Here is a 16,984-nt window from a genome sequence, read left to right as displayed (position 1 = left end):
GAGTTTCCCCTTGGAATGCAATTCGGATATGCAAGAATCGCATAGTTTCATGCAAAAAGAAGCATACAAACTGACGATATGACGTTGTTTGTTTACGCATATTAACGTATGCAATATGCATTATGACGACAGAAGCCGATCTTACACTCATCGCCCTCCTCCGTGAAAATGCCCGCGCCTCGACAGCGGACCTAGCAAGGCGCCTCGGCGTCTCCCGCACCACAGTCCAAAGCCGGATCGAAAAACTGGAAAAACGCGGGGTTATAGAAGGTTACACGGTGCGAATCGCACCTGAATTCGAGCGCGATCTGGTTCGCGCCCATGTGTTGGTGACGGCACTGCCCAAACTTGCCCCGAAAGTCGAAACAGCACTGCGCGGCATGATGGCCGTCCGCTCACTTCACTCCGTCAGCGGGCATTTTGATATGATCGTGGTTGTCGAAGCTCCGTCCATACAAGAGCTCGACGCCGTCCTGGATCGCATCGGCGCACTGGAAGGCGTCGAGCGAACGATGTCATCCATCATTCTTTCGACACGGATTGATCGCTGAACGGCTCAGAATAAAACAGGCCAAGGCAAGCCTATCCCATCGGACCGACTGAGAATCCGATACCGCACGTCAGATGGAGACAGTCCCATTCACGCGTCTTCGGCGAAATAACATGGCTGCGAGACCTAAAAGTACTGTGCCTGCGATAAACAGAAATGCTGCGGCAGCTATAGCCGGGCTGATATTCTCTCGGATTGTCGAAAACATCTGACGCGCCAACGTGCGCTGATTTGGACCAGCAACAAACAGTGTCAGCACAACCTCGTCCAGCGAAGTAGCAAAAGCGAGCACCGCACCGGAAGCGACGCCCGGCATGGCAAGCGGAAGTGTGATTTTTCGAAACACCGTCAAGGGTGATGCGCCCAGGCTCTCGGCTGCAAGTTCGACACGCCTGTCGATACCAGCCAGCGCCCCGGTAACGCTCACGAGAACAAAGGGTATCGAAATCACGGTATGAGCAACGATCACGCCAAGATAGGAATTCGCTATACCAAGCCGCACGAATAGCAACTGCATCCCTACCCCCATGACGACGGCGGGAACGACCATGGGTAACAGGAACAGAGTTTTAGCCGGGCCGGAAAAAAACAAAATCCTGCTACGCAAGCCGAGTGCAGCCATGGTTCCCAGTACAGTCGCCAAGATCGTCGTTCCCGAACCGATAATCAGGCTGTTGACGATTGCGCGCCGCCAGACGTCCGCCGTAGCAAGTTCTTCAAACCAGCGCACTGACCAGCCGGGCACCGGATAAGTCAGGAATATGCTGGATGTAAATGCAAGCGGAAGGATCGCGAGCAGAGGCGCAATCAAAAAGACCACCGCTGCGATACCAAACAGGATTTTCGTGATGCGCCCCATGCTCACGCCTTCCCCTGTTCGTCAGCAGTAAGCCGCCCGTAGACAGCGTAGAGTATAAGACAGGCAACCAGCAACACGAGCCCGAGTGCGCCAGCCATACCCCAGTTGGCTGAACCGGTCGCGTAATAGGCGATGATCGAGCTTATCATCTGGTCGCTCGGTCCACCAATCAATGCCGGGGTGATATAATAGCCAATAGCGCTCATGAACACGAGCAGCATGCCGGACAGGATGCCGCGCATACTCAGTGGCAGCAATACACGCAGAAAAGCTCTCCACGGTGGTGCACCGAGCGATGCAGCCGCCGGCATCAGATTGCTCGGGATCGATACAAGCACGCTATAGATCGGAAGCACCATGAACGGCAAAAGCACATGCGTCATGGCAATCACCACACCTGCCCTGTTGAAAATCAACGGGAAAGGCGAATCCGTAATGCCGAGCCAAATCAACGTGTCGTTGATAAGTCCCTTGTCCTGCAGGAGAATGAACCAGGCAGCGGTTCGCACGAGCAACGATGTCCACAACGGCAGCAAAACGGCAGCAAAAAGCACATTTCTGACCCAACCCGTAGACGATGTAAGCAAGACAGCATAGGGATAACCGATCATTGCACAGGCCAGAGTCACCAACGCAGCAATCCAGAATGTGCGTAGCATGATCGCCCGGTTGGCCGATGTACCCGGCGCCATGGAAACAATCTCACCGGACGTATCGCGCTCCATATCCACGGCCGCAAGCAGGTTGCGATCAGTTGTTGGAGAAAGCGCATTTGCAATCGCCTGCCAGAATTCCGGGCGACTCCATCGCTTGTCGATCGTTTCCAGGTCGGGAACAGGATCGCCCTTCTCTATGGCCGAAAGCGTTTTACTCATCAACGTTCGAAAGCCCGATTGAGCGCTGTTCAGACGGCGAACCATGTCACCTACGGCCTGCTGGTCGGTCGAGGATTTGAGATCCATCACCAGAGCCTGTTTCATATCCAGAGACGGCCCCGATTGCCCGTCCCACAAGCTTACAGCCTCGGCTGTCTGAGGGAGAACACGCAAAACCGCCGTATCGGACACGGCCTGTTTCATCATCACTCCGAGAGGCCACAGGAAAAATAAAGCTATGAAAACAAATAAAGGCGCGATCAGGAACATCGCTCGGACAGTTTTGCCGGGTAGAACCGTCATGTTGCGATAGTCCAGCAATCAGCGGCGTTGAACCCCGCTACGACATCCGTTCCAGGCGTCCATTCGCGCGCTTTCCTGTCAAGGCGAACGATGAAATCATGAGCGTGAGCATCAAGCTGAATACGGAGATGATCTCCCTGATAGACACTGTCAATCACGCGCGTTCTGAGAAGATTGTCTGAACTGCCCTCGCTGCCCAGCTCAATACGCTCGGGCCGGATGGACAAAAGAACTTTCTGTCCCATGGCCAGCGTTCCCTTTGATGACGCGGTGAGCGTGCCGCCATTGCTCAGACGAATAAATGCACTGCTACCTTCCATCCGCTCGATTGTTCCTTCAGCGAGATTGGTTTCGCCTATGAACTCGGCGACAAACCGCGTCTGCGGCTCGTCATAGATCGCGCGCGGTGTGCCTATCTGTTCGATTTTGCCTCTGTTGAAAACAGCGATCCTGTCCGACATGGTCAGGGCTTCGCTTTGGTCATGGGTGACGAAAACAATCGTCAATCCCAACCGGCTGTGCAGCGCACGGATGTCGAGTTGCATCTGTTCGCGCAACTGCTTGTCGAGCGCTCCGAGCGGCTCATCCATCAAGACCACTCCCGGTTCGAAAACCAGTGCACGGGCGAGTGCAACACGCTGTTGCTGCCCACCGGAGAGCTGCGATGGCTTACGCTCATGCATAGTGGAAAGCTGCACCATATCGAGCACCTTATCCACCAGCTTGCCGACCTCCGCCTTCGCAAGGCCACGCATCTGCAGTGGAAATGCGACATTTTCGCCAACCGTCATGTGGGGGAAAAGCGCATAATTCTGAAAAACCACTCCCATATTACGCTTGTAGGAAGGGACGGTATTGATTGTTTTGCCGTCGACGTGAATTGTCCCACTGCTTGGGCTTTCGAACCCAGCGAGCATCATCAGAAGCGTCGTCTTGCCTGAACCGGAAGGCCCAAGCAGGCTCACGAATTCACCTCGATCTATATCGAGGTTCAAACCATCTATAACTTTGAAATCACCGTAGGATTTGCTGATATTCTCGAAGCGGATGCGGCAGTCCGTCAATGAATCACTCCATCTTCCGGAAAACAGGGAAACCCCGTCCAAATTTGCACGGACGGGGCTATGATTATGGATTATTGCGCCAACCAGGCATTGAAACGCTTCGTCAACTCTTCGGAATTATCGATCCAAAAATCGACGTTAAGTGGGAGGGCATCTTTGAGATTGGCCTCAGCCGTCGGAAGATCGGAGGCGAATTCAGCAGGCACCTGGCTTGCAGCCTCCTTGTTCGGCAGGCCATATGCGACATATTTGGGCAGTTTCACTTGATTATCGGGCTCGCTGGCAAATGCAATGAAATCCAGCCCCGCGTCCTTATTCTCTGAGTCCTTCAGGATCACCCAGCTGTCGACAGCATAAATGCTACCTGGCCAGACCACCTTGAAGTTCTTGCCTTCGCTCCTGTTTATGCCTGTGATACGTCCATTGTAGGCCGATGCCATCACCACTTCATCCGAGGCCAGTAATTGCAGCGGCTGCGCTCCCGCTTCCCACCAGACGATGTTCGGCTTCAACTCATCAAGTTTTTTGAACGCGCGATCCACGCCTTCCGGGGTTGAAAGTACATCATAGACTTCATCCTTGCTGACTCCATCAGCGAGGAGCGCGAATTCAAGCGTGTACTTGGCGCCTTTACGCAAAGAACGCTTACCCGGAAATTTTTTCACATCCCAGAAGTCGGCCCAGGATTGCGGGCCTTCTTTCAGCTTATCCGCGTTATAGGCGATTGCTGTCGACCACACGATCGCACCGACACCGCAATCATTGACTGCGCTGTCGAGGAACTTGTCCTTGCCTCCAACCTTGTCCCAATCAATCTTTTCATAAAGGCCATCCGCACAGCCGAGGGCAAGCTCTTCGGCCTCTACCTGCACGACATCCCAATTGGGCGCTCCTGCCTTTACTTTCGCCTGAACGACGCCATAGCCACCGTCCCAAGATTCATCCAGCAAGGGCTTTCCGGTCTTCTCAGAAAAGGGCTTGAAGTAGATTTCACGCTGAGCGTCCTGGTAGTTACCGCCCCAAGAAACGACCGTCAGGTCGCGGGCAGCGGCGGAGCCGGTATAAAGTGCAGTTGCCAGGAGGCCACCCATCAGGGCAAGGCGAGCAATTTTCATCGACATGTTCCCCATTTTGGTTCGACGGGTTGTTCCCGCCGTTGCTGTAATGAGGTCATGCTAACTTGATCGGTAGTCGCGGGCAATATTGTAGTCGCCCAAGAATACAAAAGTCGTAACTGCTCTGTCGGAGGGAACAAATCCGGGCGAAAAGCGTCCGGATTTGTCATTTATTCACGTTCAAACGCGTTCCAGCGCAATGGCAATGCCCTGCCCAACGCCGATGCACATTGTTGCGAGAGCATATTTGCCGCCGTTGAGCGAGAGCTCGAGCGCCGCCGTGCCTGCAATGCGCGCCCCGGACATGCCAAGCGGATGCCCGAGCGCAATAGCGCCACCATTCGGATTGACGCGCTTGTCATCGTCGGCAATTCCCAGACTGCGCAACACTGCCAGCCCCTGCGACGCAAATGCTTCATTCAGTTCGACTACATCGAATGCATCGGGTGCGATGCCGGTACGTGCAGAAAGCTTCATTGTCGCCGGAGCCGGACCTATACCCATGATGCGCGGAGGAACGCCTGCCGTTGCGCCACCGATGATACGGGCAATTGGCGTGAGATCGTGTTTCTCGATGGCCGCTTCAGATGCGATGATAAGCGCGGCAGCTCCATCATTGACGCCGGAAGCGTTGCCAGCTGTCACGGTACCACCCTCGCGAAAGGGCGTACCCAGCTTCGCCAGTGCTTCCAAGCTGGTCGCGCGTGGGTGTTCGTCTTTTCCGACAATTACGGGATCACCCTTGCGTTGCGGGATCGTAACCGGGACGATTTCTTTCGCAAGGCGTCCATTGGCCTGTGCGGCAGCTGCCTTTTCCTGACTGCGGAGTGCAAAAACGTCCTGGTCCTGCCGCGAGACATGAAAATCTTCGGCGACATTTTCACCTGTCTCCGGCATAGAATCGACGCCGTACTGCTTTTTCATCAGTGGATTGATGAACCGCCAGCCGATCGTCGTATCGAAGATTTCCGCCCTACGTGAAAATGCACTATCGGCCTTCGGCATGACGAAGGGAGCACGGCTCATGCTTTCCACGCCACCCGCAATGAGCAGCTCTGCCTCGCCCGCCTTGACAGCGCGTGCGGCGGTTATGACTGCATCCATCCCGGAACCGCAGAGACGATTGATCGTCGTTCCCGATACCCCACTGGGCAATCCAGCTAGAAGCAGTGACATGCGCGCAACGTTGCGATTGTCTTCTCCTGCCTGATTGGCCGAGCCGAAGATAACGTCATCGACAGCTTCCCAATCGACGGAACCATTACGTTCCATAAGCGCTTTCAGTGGAATCGCACCAAGATCATCCGCACGAATTGATGATAGCGCGCCACCATAGCGACCGATAGGAGTGCGGATATAATCGCAGATATAGGCTTCACTCATGACATGGCCTCACAGTTCTGGGACAACGAGATCGGCAACCGGACCATCAATGTGGAGCTTTGCGCCGGTCATGGCCTGAAGGTCTTCAAGTGTCATCGCCGCCAGTTTTTCACGCAGCACGAAACGGCCTTGATCAATGTCGATCACGGCATGACTGGTATAGATGCGAGTGATACATGCGACGCCAGTCAGTGGAAAAGTGCATTTTTCGACGAGTTTCGGCTCACCCTTTTTCGTCATATGCTCGGTGATTACGACGACCTGCTTGGCACCGTGTACAAGATCCATCGCGCCACCGACTGCAGGCACGCCTTTGGCCCCAACTCGCCAGTTAGCGAGATCCCCGTTCTGAGCAACCTGATAGGCACCCAGAATTGCAACATCGAGATGTCCGCCACGCACCATCGCGAAGCTATCGGCATGATGGAAGAATGCAGCGCCAGGCTTCAGCGTAACAGCTTTTTTGCCAGCATTGATCAGATCCCAATCCTCCTCGCCTTCTGGCGGCGCTTCACCGAAATCCAGAACACCGTTCTCTGTGTGGAAAATTGCTTCCCGTCCCTCCGGCTGATAGCGGGCCACCATTTCAGGAAAACCGATTCCAAGATTTACATAGGCGCCATCCTGAATATCCTGTGCGGCGCGCCATGCGATCTGGGCATTGGACAGTTTAATGTCCTCATGAGTATCGATCATCATGCGTAGGCCACTCCCGTCCGAATAAGTTCTTCTTCCTGCTGCGGATTGGGAACTTCGACGACACTATCTACGAAGATGCCCGGCGTGATGACGTCTTCCGGTTCGATTCCGCCGAGCGGAACAACTTCAGATACCTGCACTATCGTCTTGGCTGCAGCCATACACATCAGCGGATTGAAATTGCGAGCAGCCATGCGGTAGGTCAGGTTGCCATGCACATCGCCAAGATGTGCTTTGATAAGCGCGAAATCGGCTTTCAGCCACCGCTCCTGCACGTAAGATCGTCCATCGAACTCGGCTATGACCTTGCCCTCGGCAAGCTCGGTGCCATAGGCTGTCGGCGTATAGAAAGCCGGAATACCGGCACCGCCCGCACGGATACGTTCGGCCAACGTTCCCTGCGGCACAAGTTCAAGGTCGATTTCACCGGCGATGTACTTATCGGTGAAAGCGCGCGGATCGGAAGACCGCGGGAACGAGCAGATCATTTTCCTGACCATCCCTGCATCGATCATGGCCGCAATACCGATGCGTCCATTGCCTGCATTGTTGTTGATGACCGTCAGGTTCTTTGGGCCCTTGTCGATCAGGGCATGAATGAGTTCGATTGGCGCGCCGGAGCCACCAAATCCCCCGATCATGACGGTTGCACCCTCACCTATTCCGTCAACGGCCACCGCCAGACTTCCGACTGTCTTGTCCATCTCACCTCCATACCGCAAAGCTTCATCTTTTTGCTTTTACGCATCTTGTTCCGAAAACCGTTTCACACTTTTCGGGACACGCTCCCGCCCAAGCGCTTCCGGTCTCAATGGCGCTGGAGTTAGCCACCCCGTCGACATCGGGTCAAATTATTTGTGCGGTATTTGACATTTGTTCATATATCGCACAAAATTGCATTGCACAGTGAGGGGAATTTCATGCGTGAAACAGATTTCATTGGAGGCTTTGCCAAAGGCCTGAGGGTCATCGAAGCATTCGGTGAAGACCAGCCACGTCTTTCAATAGCTGACGTTTCAAAGATCACGGGCCTTGATCGCGCGACAGCACGACGATGCCTGCTGACACTCGCCGAACTCGGCTATGCAGAATATGACGGGAAGTTTTTTATGCTCCTGCCCAGGATCCTGCGGCTTGGACATGCGTATCTCTCTTCGACGCCATTGCCCACGATCATCCAGCCGCATCTGGATCGGCTCGCCGATATAGTCGGCGAGAGTGCGTCAGCATCCGTTCTTGACGGGACCGAAATTGTTTACATCGCGCGCGCCTCGCAAATGCGCGTGATGTCCATCAATCTGATGGCTGGAAGCAGACTTCCTGCATACTGTGCTTCAATGGGCCGTGTACTTCTGGCCTGGCTTCACGAACCCGAAGCACGGGCTCTTCTCGAGCGCACTGAGCGAAACAAATTGACGCCGTTTACAAAAACGGAAATTGGTCTGGTGATGACCGAGTTGTTTCTTATTCGCGAGCAGGGTTATGCAATCAACGACCAGGAACTGGAGCTTGGATTACGCTCCATCGCTGTTCCTGTTTTCAATCATCGCGACACCATTGTCGCAGCGCTCAACATCGGGGCCCCCGTGGCCCATGTTGAGACAAGTGATCTTGTCAGACGCTTCCTACCCGCCATGCTGCAGATCCAATCAGAATTGCGCAGTCTGCTGAGATGAACCGCTGAAAATGAAAAAATCCAATTTAACCCTGCGACGGTGAATCCAGAGTGGCCAGACGCTGGCGCTCCCTCAAACGGTAAGATCGCGGCGTCTCCCCTGTCATTTTCAGAAAGAAACGTGAGAAGTAGGCAGGATCCGAGAAACCGAGACCGTAAGCTATATGCTGAACAGACGACGGCATAGCTATCAAATCGCGCTTGGCTACATCAATCAGCTTGTTTGCAAGCATACGTTGTGCAGTCACCCCTGTCAGCTGTTTGACAGTTCGATTGAGATGCGTCGATGAAACCCCAAGTAATTTCGCATAGAACGAAACGGGCTTGTGTTCGCGGTAATAACGGTCGATCAGTTCCAGCAAGCGCTCGATACGGGGTGACCCATACGCCTGTCGCACGTCCTGAATCGCCGGTTCGGAACTGAAAATTTGTCTCAGAATATAGACGAAAATTACTTTAAAAAGAGATTCTAATAAGCTGTTTTTATGTTTTTTTCTGGTTATAAATTCATCTTGCACCTGCTTTAAAAGAGAGGAAAGCAACGCCAGATTCTCTTCGCCTGCACCTTTCATCGTTATGAGCCGAGGTTGCATGAACCACTCCGGCGTTGCGCCTCCTCCGATAAATGGCATATGGGCACTCAATATCGTTACGATATGTCCTGCTATATCTTTCGAAAATGCAAACCCATGATTGAATCCGGCCGGCATTAAGATAGCACAGGGTGTCTGGAATGGGCGAATGATGCCATCGAAATTCGCATGCCCCGCACCACCTTCAATGTACAAGAGCTGAAAAAAGCTCTCGTGACGATGCAGTGAAATCTCAAAATTGTGCAAACTGGATCGCGAAAAAAGCGTCTCACAATGCAACCAAAAATCCGGCTTCTGCTCGTTCTCTTCTCCGTACAGCTCATAGGTTGGAATAAATCGGTCCCGCACTTTTTCCTCCGGCCATGTTCGATTTGTACAATAAATTGCCGGGATTATCCATTGTCAGTTTGAAGGCTCCCTTAAGAATAAAGGCGGACTTGCATTGGGAGGAACATATGCGCACTCAGGTCGCAATCATCGGATCAGGCCCTTCCGGCCTGCTCCTCGGCCAACTTCTGACAAGTGCCGGGATAGACAATGTCGTGCTTGATCGCGTCAGCGCGGAATATATTCTGGGCCGCGTGCGCGCTGGTGTATTGGAAGAAGGCACCGTCAATCTGATGGACGAAGCTGGAGTATCGGCGCGCCTCTTCGCAGAGGGATTGCCACATGATGGCTTCTCTCTCGCCTTCGACGGACGGGATCACCGTATCGATCTGCACAAACTTACCGGCAAACGCGTGACGGTTTACGGCCAGACCGAAATGACGCATGACCTTATGGATGAGCGACGGAAATCGAATACAGTCAGCATTTACGAAGCTGCGAACGTAACACCACACGATTTTGATGCGAAGTCACCATATATCACTTACGAAATGGATGGGAAAACTCATCGCATCGATTGCGATTTCATTGCGGGATGCGATGGATATCATGGCATAAGCCGCAAATCTGTGCCGGACAAGGCAATCGACATCTTTGAGAAGACCTACCCCTTCGGCTGGCTCGGGTTACTGGCAGATATTCCGCCAATCGCTCACGAACTGATCTATGCGAACCACGCACGCGGATTCGCACTTTGCTCCATGCGCTCCCTCACCCGCAGCCGCTATTATATTCAATGCTCGCTTGATGAGAAAATCGAGGACTGGAGCGATCAGCGTTTTTACGACGAATTGCGCCGACGTCTTCCATCCCATCATGCCGAGGCTATGGTAACCGGAACGTCCTTCGAAAAATCCATCGCGCCTCTACGCTCCTTCGTGGCCGAGCCTATGCGCTTCGGGCAACTCTTCCTTGTCGGCGATGCCGCTCATATCGTTCCTCCGACCGGCGCAAAAGGACTGAACCTCGCAGCCAGCGACGTGCACTATCTTTACGAAGGGCTGAGAGAGTTTTACCTGGATAAGTCGACGGATGGTATCGACGCTTATTCCGCCAATGCGCTCTCGCGCATCTGGAAAGCCGAGCGCTTTTCATGGTCAATGACGAAGATGCTGCACCGATTTCCGGATATGGTTCCGTTCGATCAGAAAGTACAGGAGGCCGAACTTGACTATTTCTGTACTTCCGAAGCAGCTTCCCGTGCACTCGCCGAAAATTACGTCGGGCTACCGTTTTGACAAGCGGGCGCCTTCAATTAAGTGAATACTAATGTTAATGGAAAGCAACTAATACTATTGTTGCTACATCATACAAAATTGATGCTTTATTTTAGGAATGATGTATAATTCTATTCATCACGAAACCCCCGGCGTGAAGTTCCGGCCAGAACTTCTCGCTTCTAGCACGGTCAGTCATCTTTTTTACGGTGACTGACCGTGTTGTTTTCTATGACTTCAAACCGGCAGCCTCCCGCAATGTCTGGATTAGAATTTGCATTGCAGCCGTCTCCACCATGTCTGTACGCATAGTTAGCCCTACCGGGCCTGTCGTCTCACTTGTATCGATAGGAAGCGCAACAAGTTTACCTTCCGAGACATCTCTGGCCGCAACGCCTTCTGAAATAATCCACACTGCATCACTTTCGCGGACAAAAGCACGTCCGAAAGCATCCGATACGGTCTCTATCTGGATAGGCAAGGCGCCTATGCCGTTGGTTATTAGCAAGCGCTCCACAAATGGGCGAATGATTGAATTGCGTGTCGGCATCAACACCGGGTAGTCGGCCAGATTCTCGAAGACCGCGCGTCCGTCTGTCAAAGGATGCCCAGCCCGCACCAGAAACCGGACCTGCTCTGAATAAAGATGTTCGAATGAAAAACCCGTCATCTTCTCCGGCGCAGCAAGCCGCCCGACAACCAGATCAAGGTCCCCAACCCGTAATTGTTCCAGAAGTACAGCATTTTCTCCCGTAACGATTTTGACCCGGCTCGACGTTCTTTCCGCAAGGAACAGGCTCATAGCTTTCGGCATGATACGGGTTGAGACCGTCGGCAACGCTCCGATGCGAATAGGTGGCCCAGAACCATCCAACTCCTGCGACACAGAATCCAATCCTTGCCGCAAGGCCGTCAAAGCTGTCCCTGCGTGGCGAAGAAACACTTCACCAAACCGCGTTATCCGGATGCCGCGACCGTCACGCTCTACCACCGGAACACCTAGTATCTCCTCCAGCTCACGCATCGTTTTGGTAACTGCCGGCTGGCTGATGCTTAAAACCTCCGCGGCTTTTACAACGCTCTTCTGTCGCGCAACCTCGACAAACGTATGCAGATGACGAAACTTGATCCTGTTCCCAATCACTTATTAATAACCCTGTAGTTATGGTTTTAATCAATAATATCATTTTACTTAACCATTTTAAAGCACGACAGTGTAGTGCGAGAGGAGAAAGCCGTGCAGTTCACGTCTGTAAATGACATCGTCATTCACTATGATTTTCAGCAGTCAACGGAAGAAAAGCCCGTTCTCGTTTTCATCAATTCGCTCGGAACTGATTTCCGTATATGGAATGAAGTCCGCAAGCGCCTGAGCAATGACGTATCGACGCTCGTTTATGACAAGCGCGGTCACGGCCTTTCAGATGTCGGAACCACCCCATACACGATAGAATTGCTTGCTTCCGATCTCATTGCTCTTCTCGACAGACTATCGATAAAGCAGGTGATTATCTGCGGTCTTTCCGTAGGCGGCCTGATTGCGCAGGGCGTCTATGCATCGCGACCAGACCTGATAGCGGGGCTTATCCTTTCCAATACCGCACATAAAATCGGTACAGCAGAAATGTGGAATGCTCGTATCGACGCGATTCAACAGGATAGTCTCGCGAGTATCCTTGACACGACGATGCCACGCTGGTTCACCCCTAACTATCGGCACCCCGATAATCCGGCCTATCGTGCCTATTGCAATATGTTCGTTCGCCAACCGCTCGACGGCTACGCCGCAACATGCGCCGCACTACGGGATGCCGATTTCACCGAAGCTGCTGCGAAAATTTCTATACCCGTACTTTGCCTGGTCGGTGATCAGGACGGCTCCACACCACCTACTCTTGTGCGCGAGTTAGCAAGCCTCATTCCGGGAGCCTATTTCTCAGAAATAGCTGCCAGCGGCCATATCCCCTGCGTTGAACAGCCCGATGCCTATGTCGCGCTGTTGCGTAATTTTCTTTCAAACAGATTTGAGCATGGAGAATAACCATGACTGATAGTGCCGCACAGTCGGAACGCTATAAGATTGGCATGAATGTGCGCCGTTCGGTTCTGGGCGATACGCATGTGGATCGTGCCTCGAACAGTGCAACCGAGCTTGATGCGCCATTTCAGGAGCTGATAACAGAAGCGGCTTGGGGAACCGTCTGGTCGCGGCCCGGCTGGACCAAACGTGAGCGTTCCATCGTCACGATTGCGCTTCTCGCCGCGTTGGGACAAGACGACGAAGTTGCCATGCATATACGCGCCACTAAAAATACAGGTGCGACAAAGGAGGATATCTGCGAAGCGTTGATGCACGTTGCCATCTATGCGGGAGTTCCAGCATCGAACCACGCATTCAAGATCGCCAAGCATACTTACGCACAGATGGAAGCGGAGGACGCTGAAAAATGAAGAATAGTCTGCCGGAGACAACTCCATTCTTTGCTCGCGATCTATCCATGCATCCGCCAGCCTACACGCCGTTATACAAGACCTCCGTACTCCGCTCGCCTACCCGCGCCTTGCTTTCACTCGAAGGCACCAAAAGCGAAATTACGGGCCCGGTATTCGGGCACAATATGCTGCACGAACTGGATAACGATCTTATCCTCAATTATGCGCATCCCGGCGAAATGCCGATAGGCCCGCGTGTCCTTGTGCATGGCCGTGTTCTGGACGAGAGCAACCGTCCGGTTCCGGGCGCACTCCTCGAGTTTTGGCAGGCAAATGCCGGTGGTCGTTATCGCCACAAGAAGGAAACCTATCTTGCAGCCATCGACCCTAACTTCGGCGGCGTCGGTCGCACGATCACGGATGAGAACGGCTATTACTGGTTCAAGACCATAAAGCCCGGCCCGTATCCCTGGCCGAATGGCGTGAACGACTGGCGACCGGCTCACATCCATTTTTCTGTGTTCGGTCATGGCTTTGCACAGCGCCTTATCACCCAGATGTATTTCGAGGGCGACCCGCTGATCTGGATTTGCCCGATCGTCAAAACCATTCCGGATAAATCGGCTGTCGAACGGCTGGTAGCACCTCTGGACATGAACGCTAATCTGCCGATGGACATGCTCGCTTACAAGTTCGATATCGTGTTGCGCGGGCGTCGCTCGACTCTCTTTGAAAATCGCCCGGAGGGCAACTGATATGGTGCAATCTATTGGTTACCTGAAAGAAACTGCGTCCCAGACCGCCGGCCCCTACGTACACATCGGATTGACACCCAACTTCGTCGACATCGGTGGTGTCTTCGAACAGGATCTCGGTTCCGGACTTCTCTATGATGAGAAGGCTGCTGGCGAACGCATCACGATCAAGGGCCATGTAATTGACGGAATGGGTGCGCCGCTTCGTGATGCACTGATCGAAATATGGCAGGCCGATGCAGTTGGCCTCTATAACAGCCCTTCCGAAACCGGTGGCAAGGCCGACCCTGGTTTTCGCGGCTGGGGCCGATGCCCCAGCCATATGGACACGGGTGAGTTCACCTTCGAGACCATCAAGCCCGGTCGCGTTCTTTTCAAAGATGGACGCCTCATGGCTCCACACGTCACCTTGTGGATCGTTGCTCGCGGAATTAACCTTGGCTTGCAGACACGGATGTATTTTTCCGATGAAGCCGATGCCAATGCAGAGGATCCTGTCCTTGCTCGCATCGAACATCGCAGCCGGTTGCAAACCCTGATTGGTCAGCGCGACGGTAACGTTTATCATTTCGACATTCACTTGCAGGGCGAGAAAGAAACCGTCTTTTTCGATATTTGAAGCATGAGCGTTTCGGTTTTCGAACATCCATTTCTGGCGCAGCTTTTCGGCGATGACGAAGAGATACTGAGCCTGTTCACGGCAGCAGCCGATATTACCGAGATGCTGCGCTTCGAAGCGGCTCTGGCTGAAGCGCAGGCCAACTTGCGTCTCATACCAGTCGAAGCGGGACAGGCAATTAGACAAGCCGTAGAATTGTTTGAACCCAATCTATCCGATTTGGCGAAAGCGACAGCGCGTGATGGGGTGATCGTTCCTTCGTTGATAAAGGGACTGCGTAACGTCGTTGGCAACAATCACGGAGAATACGTACATTTTGGCGCGACCAGCCAAGACGTTATTGATACGAGCCTGATTTTGCGCCTGAAGCGCGCCAGCGCAATTCTCTCTGGTCGAATTCAGCAACTCGTACATTGCTTCAACCAGCTCGATGGAACGTTCGGAACGAATCCGCTGACCGGTTTTACGCGTATGCAGCCCGCTATTCCCATAACCGTATCGGATCGGATCGCAAGCTGGAAAAGCCCGCTTGGTGCTTATGAGACAAAACTGAATGCCATTAGCTTTCCGGTGCAGTTTGGAGGGGCGGCAGGAACTCTTGAAAAATTCGATGATCGAGCACCGGCACTGCGTGCGCTACTAGCGGAAAAACTCGGACTGCACGATAGTCCGCAATGGCACAGCCAACGCGCTTTCATTGTTGAGTTCGGCAACCTAGTTGCACTCATCACAGGTACTCTTGGAAAGTTCGGGCAGGATATCGCGCTCATGGCTGAACTGGGCACGGAATTGTCCTTGACCGGCGGCGGCGGCTCATCTGCCATGCCCCACAAGCAAAATCCGGTGTCGGCTGAGATACTGGTCAGCCTTGCTCGTTTCAACGCTGCCCAAGTAGGTGGTCTGCATCAGGCAATGGTGCACGAGCAAGAACGCTCAGGTGCGGCCTGGATGATCGAATGGATGATCCTGCCACAAATCGTGGTGTCGACTGGCAGTGCTCTCAACATAGCATCAGCTTTGATCGATAAGATCGTCCGGATAGGAAACGAACAACCTTCGGACATATAACCATCTGAGTATCGTTTATGAGGAATTTTTCATTTTACATGACCAATTAGATAGGCATGCTGAAATCTGGACATTCTCAGTTGCGACAAGACGGTTATGCACGGGAATGGTGGGCGTTAGGGAGGAGAACATGAAGAAAATCACATTAACCGCGCTTGCGGTCTTTTCACTCGCAACATCAGCGGCTTATGCAGATGTGGTGAAGGTCGGCGTCATAGGTCCATTTTCGGGTCCGTTTGCCCTTCAGGGCAAGAACTTCAAGGCTGGTATCGACGCCTATATGACCGAGCACGGTAACAAGATCGGCGATGACACTGTCGAGATCATTTATCGTGACGTGCCTCAAGCCGATCCGGCGCAGTCCAAGGCGCTTGCGCAGGAACTCGTGATCAAGGAAGGCGTGCAATATCTCGCTGGCTTCTACTTCACTCCCGATGCCATGGCGGTTACGCCCATTCTCAAGCAGGGCAATGTGCCTATGGTGGTCATGAATGCCGCCACTTCTTCCATTGTGACGAAGAGCCCTTATGTGGTGCGCACATCATTCACCACTTGGCAGACATCTACCGCGATTGCAAAGGTCGCGCTCGACAAAGGTGTCAAGAAAGCCATCTCGGTCGTGAGCGATTACGGTCCGGGTGTGGATGCAGAAAACGCTTTCAAAGCGGCTTTCACAGGAGCAGGCGGTGAAGTGGTTGAAGCTATTCGCATGCCGCTCGCCACAAATGATTTCAGCCCGATCATGCAGCGTGTCAAGGACTCCGGCGCGCAAGGCGTTTTTGCTTTTCTGCCATCCGGACCGACGACGCTTGGTTTTATGAAATCCTATGTCGACAACGGGTTGAAGGGGTCCGGCATCCAGCTTTTCGCTCCTGGCGATCTGACACAGGAATCTGACCTTCCAGCACTGGGAGAGAACGCGCTCGGGGTACTGACGACATTCCACTACGCGATCTCGCATGACTCCCCTGAAAACAAGAAGTTCGTCGAAGAAGCCCGAAAGGCAATCGGCAATCCTGCGGAGTTGTCTTTCCCTTCAGTTGGTGCTTATGACGGCATGCATGTCATCTACAAGATGATAGAAGCAACTGGCGGCGAAAAAGATGCTGAAAAAGCAGTTGATGCCGTGAAAGGTATGGAATGGGTTAGTCCACGCGGCCCCGTATCCATTGACCCCGAAAGCCGCCACATGACGCAGAACATTTATCTGCGCGAAGTCGCCAAGGCTGACGACGGCACCTATTACAACAAGGAAATTCAAACTTTCGAGAAGCAGGGGGATCCCGGGTTGAAAGCCCAATAAACCCGGCATTCAAGAGTGGACGCGCCTTGATGCCCGAACAGGTACAAGGCGATACGCTGCTCACACGCAACTGCTTATTTTAACGC

The 16,984-nt window shown here is 53.2% G+C and carries 18 protein-coding genes; 9 read left to right on the top strand and 9 right to left on the bottom strand.

Annotation, left to right across the window (positions count from 1 at the left end; all coding sequences use genetic code 11):
* Nucleotides 1-122: 122 nt before the first annotated feature.
* Entirely contained in the window at nt 123-551 is a 429-nt protein-coding gene (locus CQZ93_RS19485) for an Lrp/AsnC family transcriptional regulator (protein WP_061347140.1), read from the top strand.
* 69 nt (nt 552-620) lie between these two features.
* Here the strand turns inward: CQZ93_RS19485 and CQZ93_RS19480 are convergent, their stop codons facing one another.
* The 7 genes from CQZ93_RS19480 to CQZ93_RS19450 all read right to left on the bottom strand — a co-directional run bounded on the left by CQZ93_RS19480 (nt 621) and on the right by CQZ93_RS19450 (nt 7,552).
* Nucleotides 621-1,409, bottom strand: a complete 789-nt coding sequence (locus CQZ93_RS19480; protein ID WP_105544220.1) for an ABC transporter permease — start codon at nt 1,407-1,409, stop codon at nt 621-623.
* Nucleotides 1,410-1,411: 2 nt separating this feature from the next.
* Nucleotides 1,412-2,587, bottom strand: coding sequence for an ABC transporter permease (locus CQZ93_RS19475; RefSeq protein WP_105545225.1), 1,176 nt, complete (start codon nt 2,585-2,587; stop codon nt 1,412-1,414).
* Entirely contained in the window at nt 2,584-3,651 is a 1,068-nt protein-coding gene (locus CQZ93_RS19470; RefSeq protein ID WP_105544219.1) for an ABC transporter ATP-binding protein, read from the bottom strand. The genes CQZ93_RS19475 and CQZ93_RS19470 overlap by 4 nt, the downstream gene beginning before the upstream one ends.
* Nucleotides 3,652-3,722: 71 nt before the next feature.
* Nucleotides 3,723-4,766, bottom strand: a complete 1,044-nt coding sequence (locus CQZ93_RS19465) for an ABC transporter substrate-binding protein (RefSeq protein ID WP_105544218.1) — start codon at nt 4,764-4,766, stop codon at nt 3,723-3,725.
* A 180-nt stretch (nt 4,767-4,946) separates the two neighbouring features.
* On the bottom strand, nt 4,947-6,149 hold the full coding sequence (gene pcaF, locus CQZ93_RS19460; RefSeq protein WP_105544217.1) for a 3-oxoadipyl-CoA thiolase: 1,203 nt from the start codon (nt 6,147-6,149) through the stop codon (nt 4,947-4,949).
* Between the two features lie 9 nt (nt 6,150-6,158).
* A complete protein-coding gene (locus CQZ93_RS19455) occupies nt 6,159-6,848 on the bottom strand; it encodes a CoA transferase subunit B (protein WP_105544216.1) in 690 nt (229 codons plus the stop codon).
* Nucleotides 6,845-7,552 (bottom strand): 3-oxoacid CoA-transferase subunit A, encoded by a 708-nt coding sequence (locus CQZ93_RS19450; RefSeq protein WP_105544215.1) that lies wholly within the window; start codon nt 7,550-7,552, stop codon nt 6,845-6,847. Before CQZ93_RS19450 ends, CQZ93_RS19455 begins: the two co-directional genes overlap by 4 nt.
* 216 nt (nt 7,553-7,768) lie before the next feature.
* On the opposite strand from CQZ93_RS19450, the gene CQZ93_RS19445 reads away from it, so the two are divergent.
* Entirely contained in the window at nt 7,769-8,524 is a 756-nt protein-coding gene (locus CQZ93_RS19445) for an IclR family transcriptional regulator (protein ID WP_105544214.1), read from the top strand.
* 25 nt (nt 8,525-8,549) lie between these two features.
* Here the strand turns inward: CQZ93_RS19445 and CQZ93_RS19440 are convergent, their stop codons facing one another.
* Entirely contained in the window at nt 8,550-9,464 is a 915-nt protein-coding gene (locus CQZ93_RS19440; RefSeq protein ID WP_105544213.1) for a helix-turn-helix domain-containing protein, read from the bottom strand.
* A gap of 107 nt (nt 9,465-9,571) precedes the next feature.
* Between CQZ93_RS19440 and pobA the strand changes: the two genes are divergently transcribed.
* On the top strand, nt 9,572-10,741 hold the full coding sequence (gene pobA, locus CQZ93_RS19435) for a 4-hydroxybenzoate 3-monooxygenase (RefSeq protein ID WP_105544212.1): 1,170 nt from the start codon (nt 9,572-9,574) through the stop codon (nt 10,739-10,741).
* 208 nt (nt 10,742-10,949) lie between these two features.
* On the opposite strand, the gene pcaQ is transcribed toward pobA, so the two are convergent.
* Nucleotides 10,950-11,864, bottom strand: a complete 915-nt coding sequence (gene pcaQ / locus CQZ93_RS19430) for a pca operon transcription factor PcaQ (protein WP_105544211.1) — start codon at nt 11,862-11,864, stop codon at nt 10,950-10,952.
* Nucleotides 11,865-11,957: 93 nt separating this feature from the next.
* On the opposite strand from pcaQ, the gene pcaD reads away from it, so the two are divergent.
* The 6 genes from pcaD to CQZ93_RS19400 all read left to right on the top strand — a co-directional run bounded on the left by pcaD (nt 11,958) and on the right by CQZ93_RS19400 (nt 16,898).
* Nucleotides 11,958-12,761, top strand: coding sequence for a 3-oxoadipate enol-lactonase (gene pcaD / locus CQZ93_RS19425; protein ID WP_105544210.1), 804 nt, complete (start codon nt 11,958-11,960; stop codon nt 12,759-12,761).
* A gap of 2 nt (nt 12,762-12,763) precedes the next feature.
* A complete protein-coding gene (gene pcaC / locus CQZ93_RS19420; protein ID WP_105544209.1) occupies nt 12,764-13,171 on the top strand; it encodes a 4-carboxymuconolactone decarboxylase in 408 nt (135 codons plus the stop codon).
* Complete coding sequence (pcaH, locus tag CQZ93_RS19415) at nt 13,168-13,908, top strand: protocatechuate 3,4-dioxygenase subunit beta (RefSeq protein ID WP_105544208.1); 741 nt, start codon at nt 13,168-13,170, stop codon at nt 13,906-13,908. The genes pcaC and pcaH overlap by 4 nt, the downstream gene beginning before the upstream one ends.
* A gap of 1 nt (nt 13,909) precedes the next feature.
* Nucleotides 13,910-14,527, top strand: coding sequence for a protocatechuate 3,4-dioxygenase subunit alpha (pcaG, locus tag CQZ93_RS19410; RefSeq protein WP_105544207.1), 618 nt, complete (start codon nt 13,910-13,912; stop codon nt 14,525-14,527).
* A gap of 3 nt (nt 14,528-14,530) precedes the next feature.
* The gene (locus CQZ93_RS19405) at nt 14,531-15,595 is read left to right on the top strand and encodes a 3-carboxy-cis,cis-muconate cycloisomerase (protein WP_105544206.1); all 1,065 of its coding nucleotides are present in this window, start codon (nt 14,531-14,533) and stop codon (nt 15,593-15,595) included.
* 130 nt (nt 15,596-15,725) lie between these two features.
* Nucleotides 15,726-16,898 (top strand): ABC transporter substrate-binding protein, encoded by a 1,173-nt coding sequence (locus CQZ93_RS19400; RefSeq protein WP_105544205.1) that lies wholly within the window; start codon nt 15,726-15,728, stop codon nt 16,896-16,898.
* Nucleotides 16,899-16,984 lie beyond the last annotated feature (86 nt).

The organism is Ochrobactrum vermis, from assembly GCF_002975205.1.
Classification (GTDB): Bacteria; Pseudomonadota; Alphaproteobacteria; order Rhizobiales; family Rhizobiaceae; genus Brucella; species Brucella vermis.
The sequence above is the reverse complement of the archived record's forward strand: the minus strand, read 5'-3'. Positions and strand labels throughout refer to the sequence as shown.

Excerpts from the sequence above, each read along its gene's own strand:
- CQZ93_RS19465 (WP_105544218.1), bottom strand. The coding sequence starts at position 4,766 with ATGAAAATTGCTCGCCTTGCCCTGATGGGTGGCCTCCTGGCAACTGCA.
- CQZ93_RS19480 (WP_105544220.1), bottom strand. The coding sequence starts at position 1,409 with ATGGGGCGCATCACGAAAATCCTGTTTGGTATCGCAGCGGTGGTCTTT.
- pcaF (WP_105544217.1), bottom strand. The coding sequence starts at position 6,149 with ATGAGTGAAGCCTATATCTGCGATTATATCCGCACTCCTATCGGTCGC.
- CQZ93_RS19405 (WP_105544206.1), top strand. The coding sequence starts at position 14,531 with ATGAGCGTTTCGGTTTTCGAACATCCATTTCTGGCGCAGCTTTTCGGC.
- CQZ93_RS19455 (WP_105544216.1), bottom strand. The coding sequence starts at position 6,848 with ATGATGATCGATACTCATGAGGACATTAAACTGTCCAATGCCCAGATC.
- CQZ93_RS19475 (WP_105545225.1), bottom strand. The coding sequence starts at position 2,587 with ATGACGGTTCTACCCGGCAAAACTGTCCGAGCGATGTTCCTGATCGCG.
- CQZ93_RS19450 (WP_105544215.1), bottom strand. The coding sequence starts at position 7,552 with ATGGACAAGACAGTCGGAAGTCTGGCGGTGGCCGTTGACGGAATAGGT.
- CQZ93_RS19400 (WP_105544205.1), top strand. The coding sequence starts at position 15,726 with ATGAAGAAAATCACATTAACCGCGCTTGCGGTCTTTTCACTCGCAACA.
- CQZ93_RS19485 (WP_061347140.1), top strand. The coding sequence starts at position 123 with ATGACGACAGAAGCCGATCTTACACTCATCGCCCTCCTCCGTGAAAAT.
- pobA (WP_105544212.1), top strand. The coding sequence starts at position 9,572 with ATGCGCACTCAGGTCGCAATCATCGGATCAGGCCCTTCCGGCCTGCTC.
- pcaC (WP_105544209.1), top strand. The coding sequence starts at position 12,764 with ATGACTGATAGTGCCGCACAGTCGGAACGCTATAAGATTGGCATGAAT.
- CQZ93_RS19445 (WP_105544214.1), top strand. The coding sequence starts at position 7,769 with ATGCGTGAAACAGATTTCATTGGAGGCTTTGCCAAAGGCCTGAGGGTC.
- pcaH (WP_105544208.1), top strand. The coding sequence starts at position 13,168 with ATGAAGAATAGTCTGCCGGAGACAACTCCATTCTTTGCTCGCGATCTA.
- pcaG (WP_105544207.1), top strand. The coding sequence starts at position 13,910 with ATGGTGCAATCTATTGGTTACCTGAAAGAAACTGCGTCCCAGACCGCC.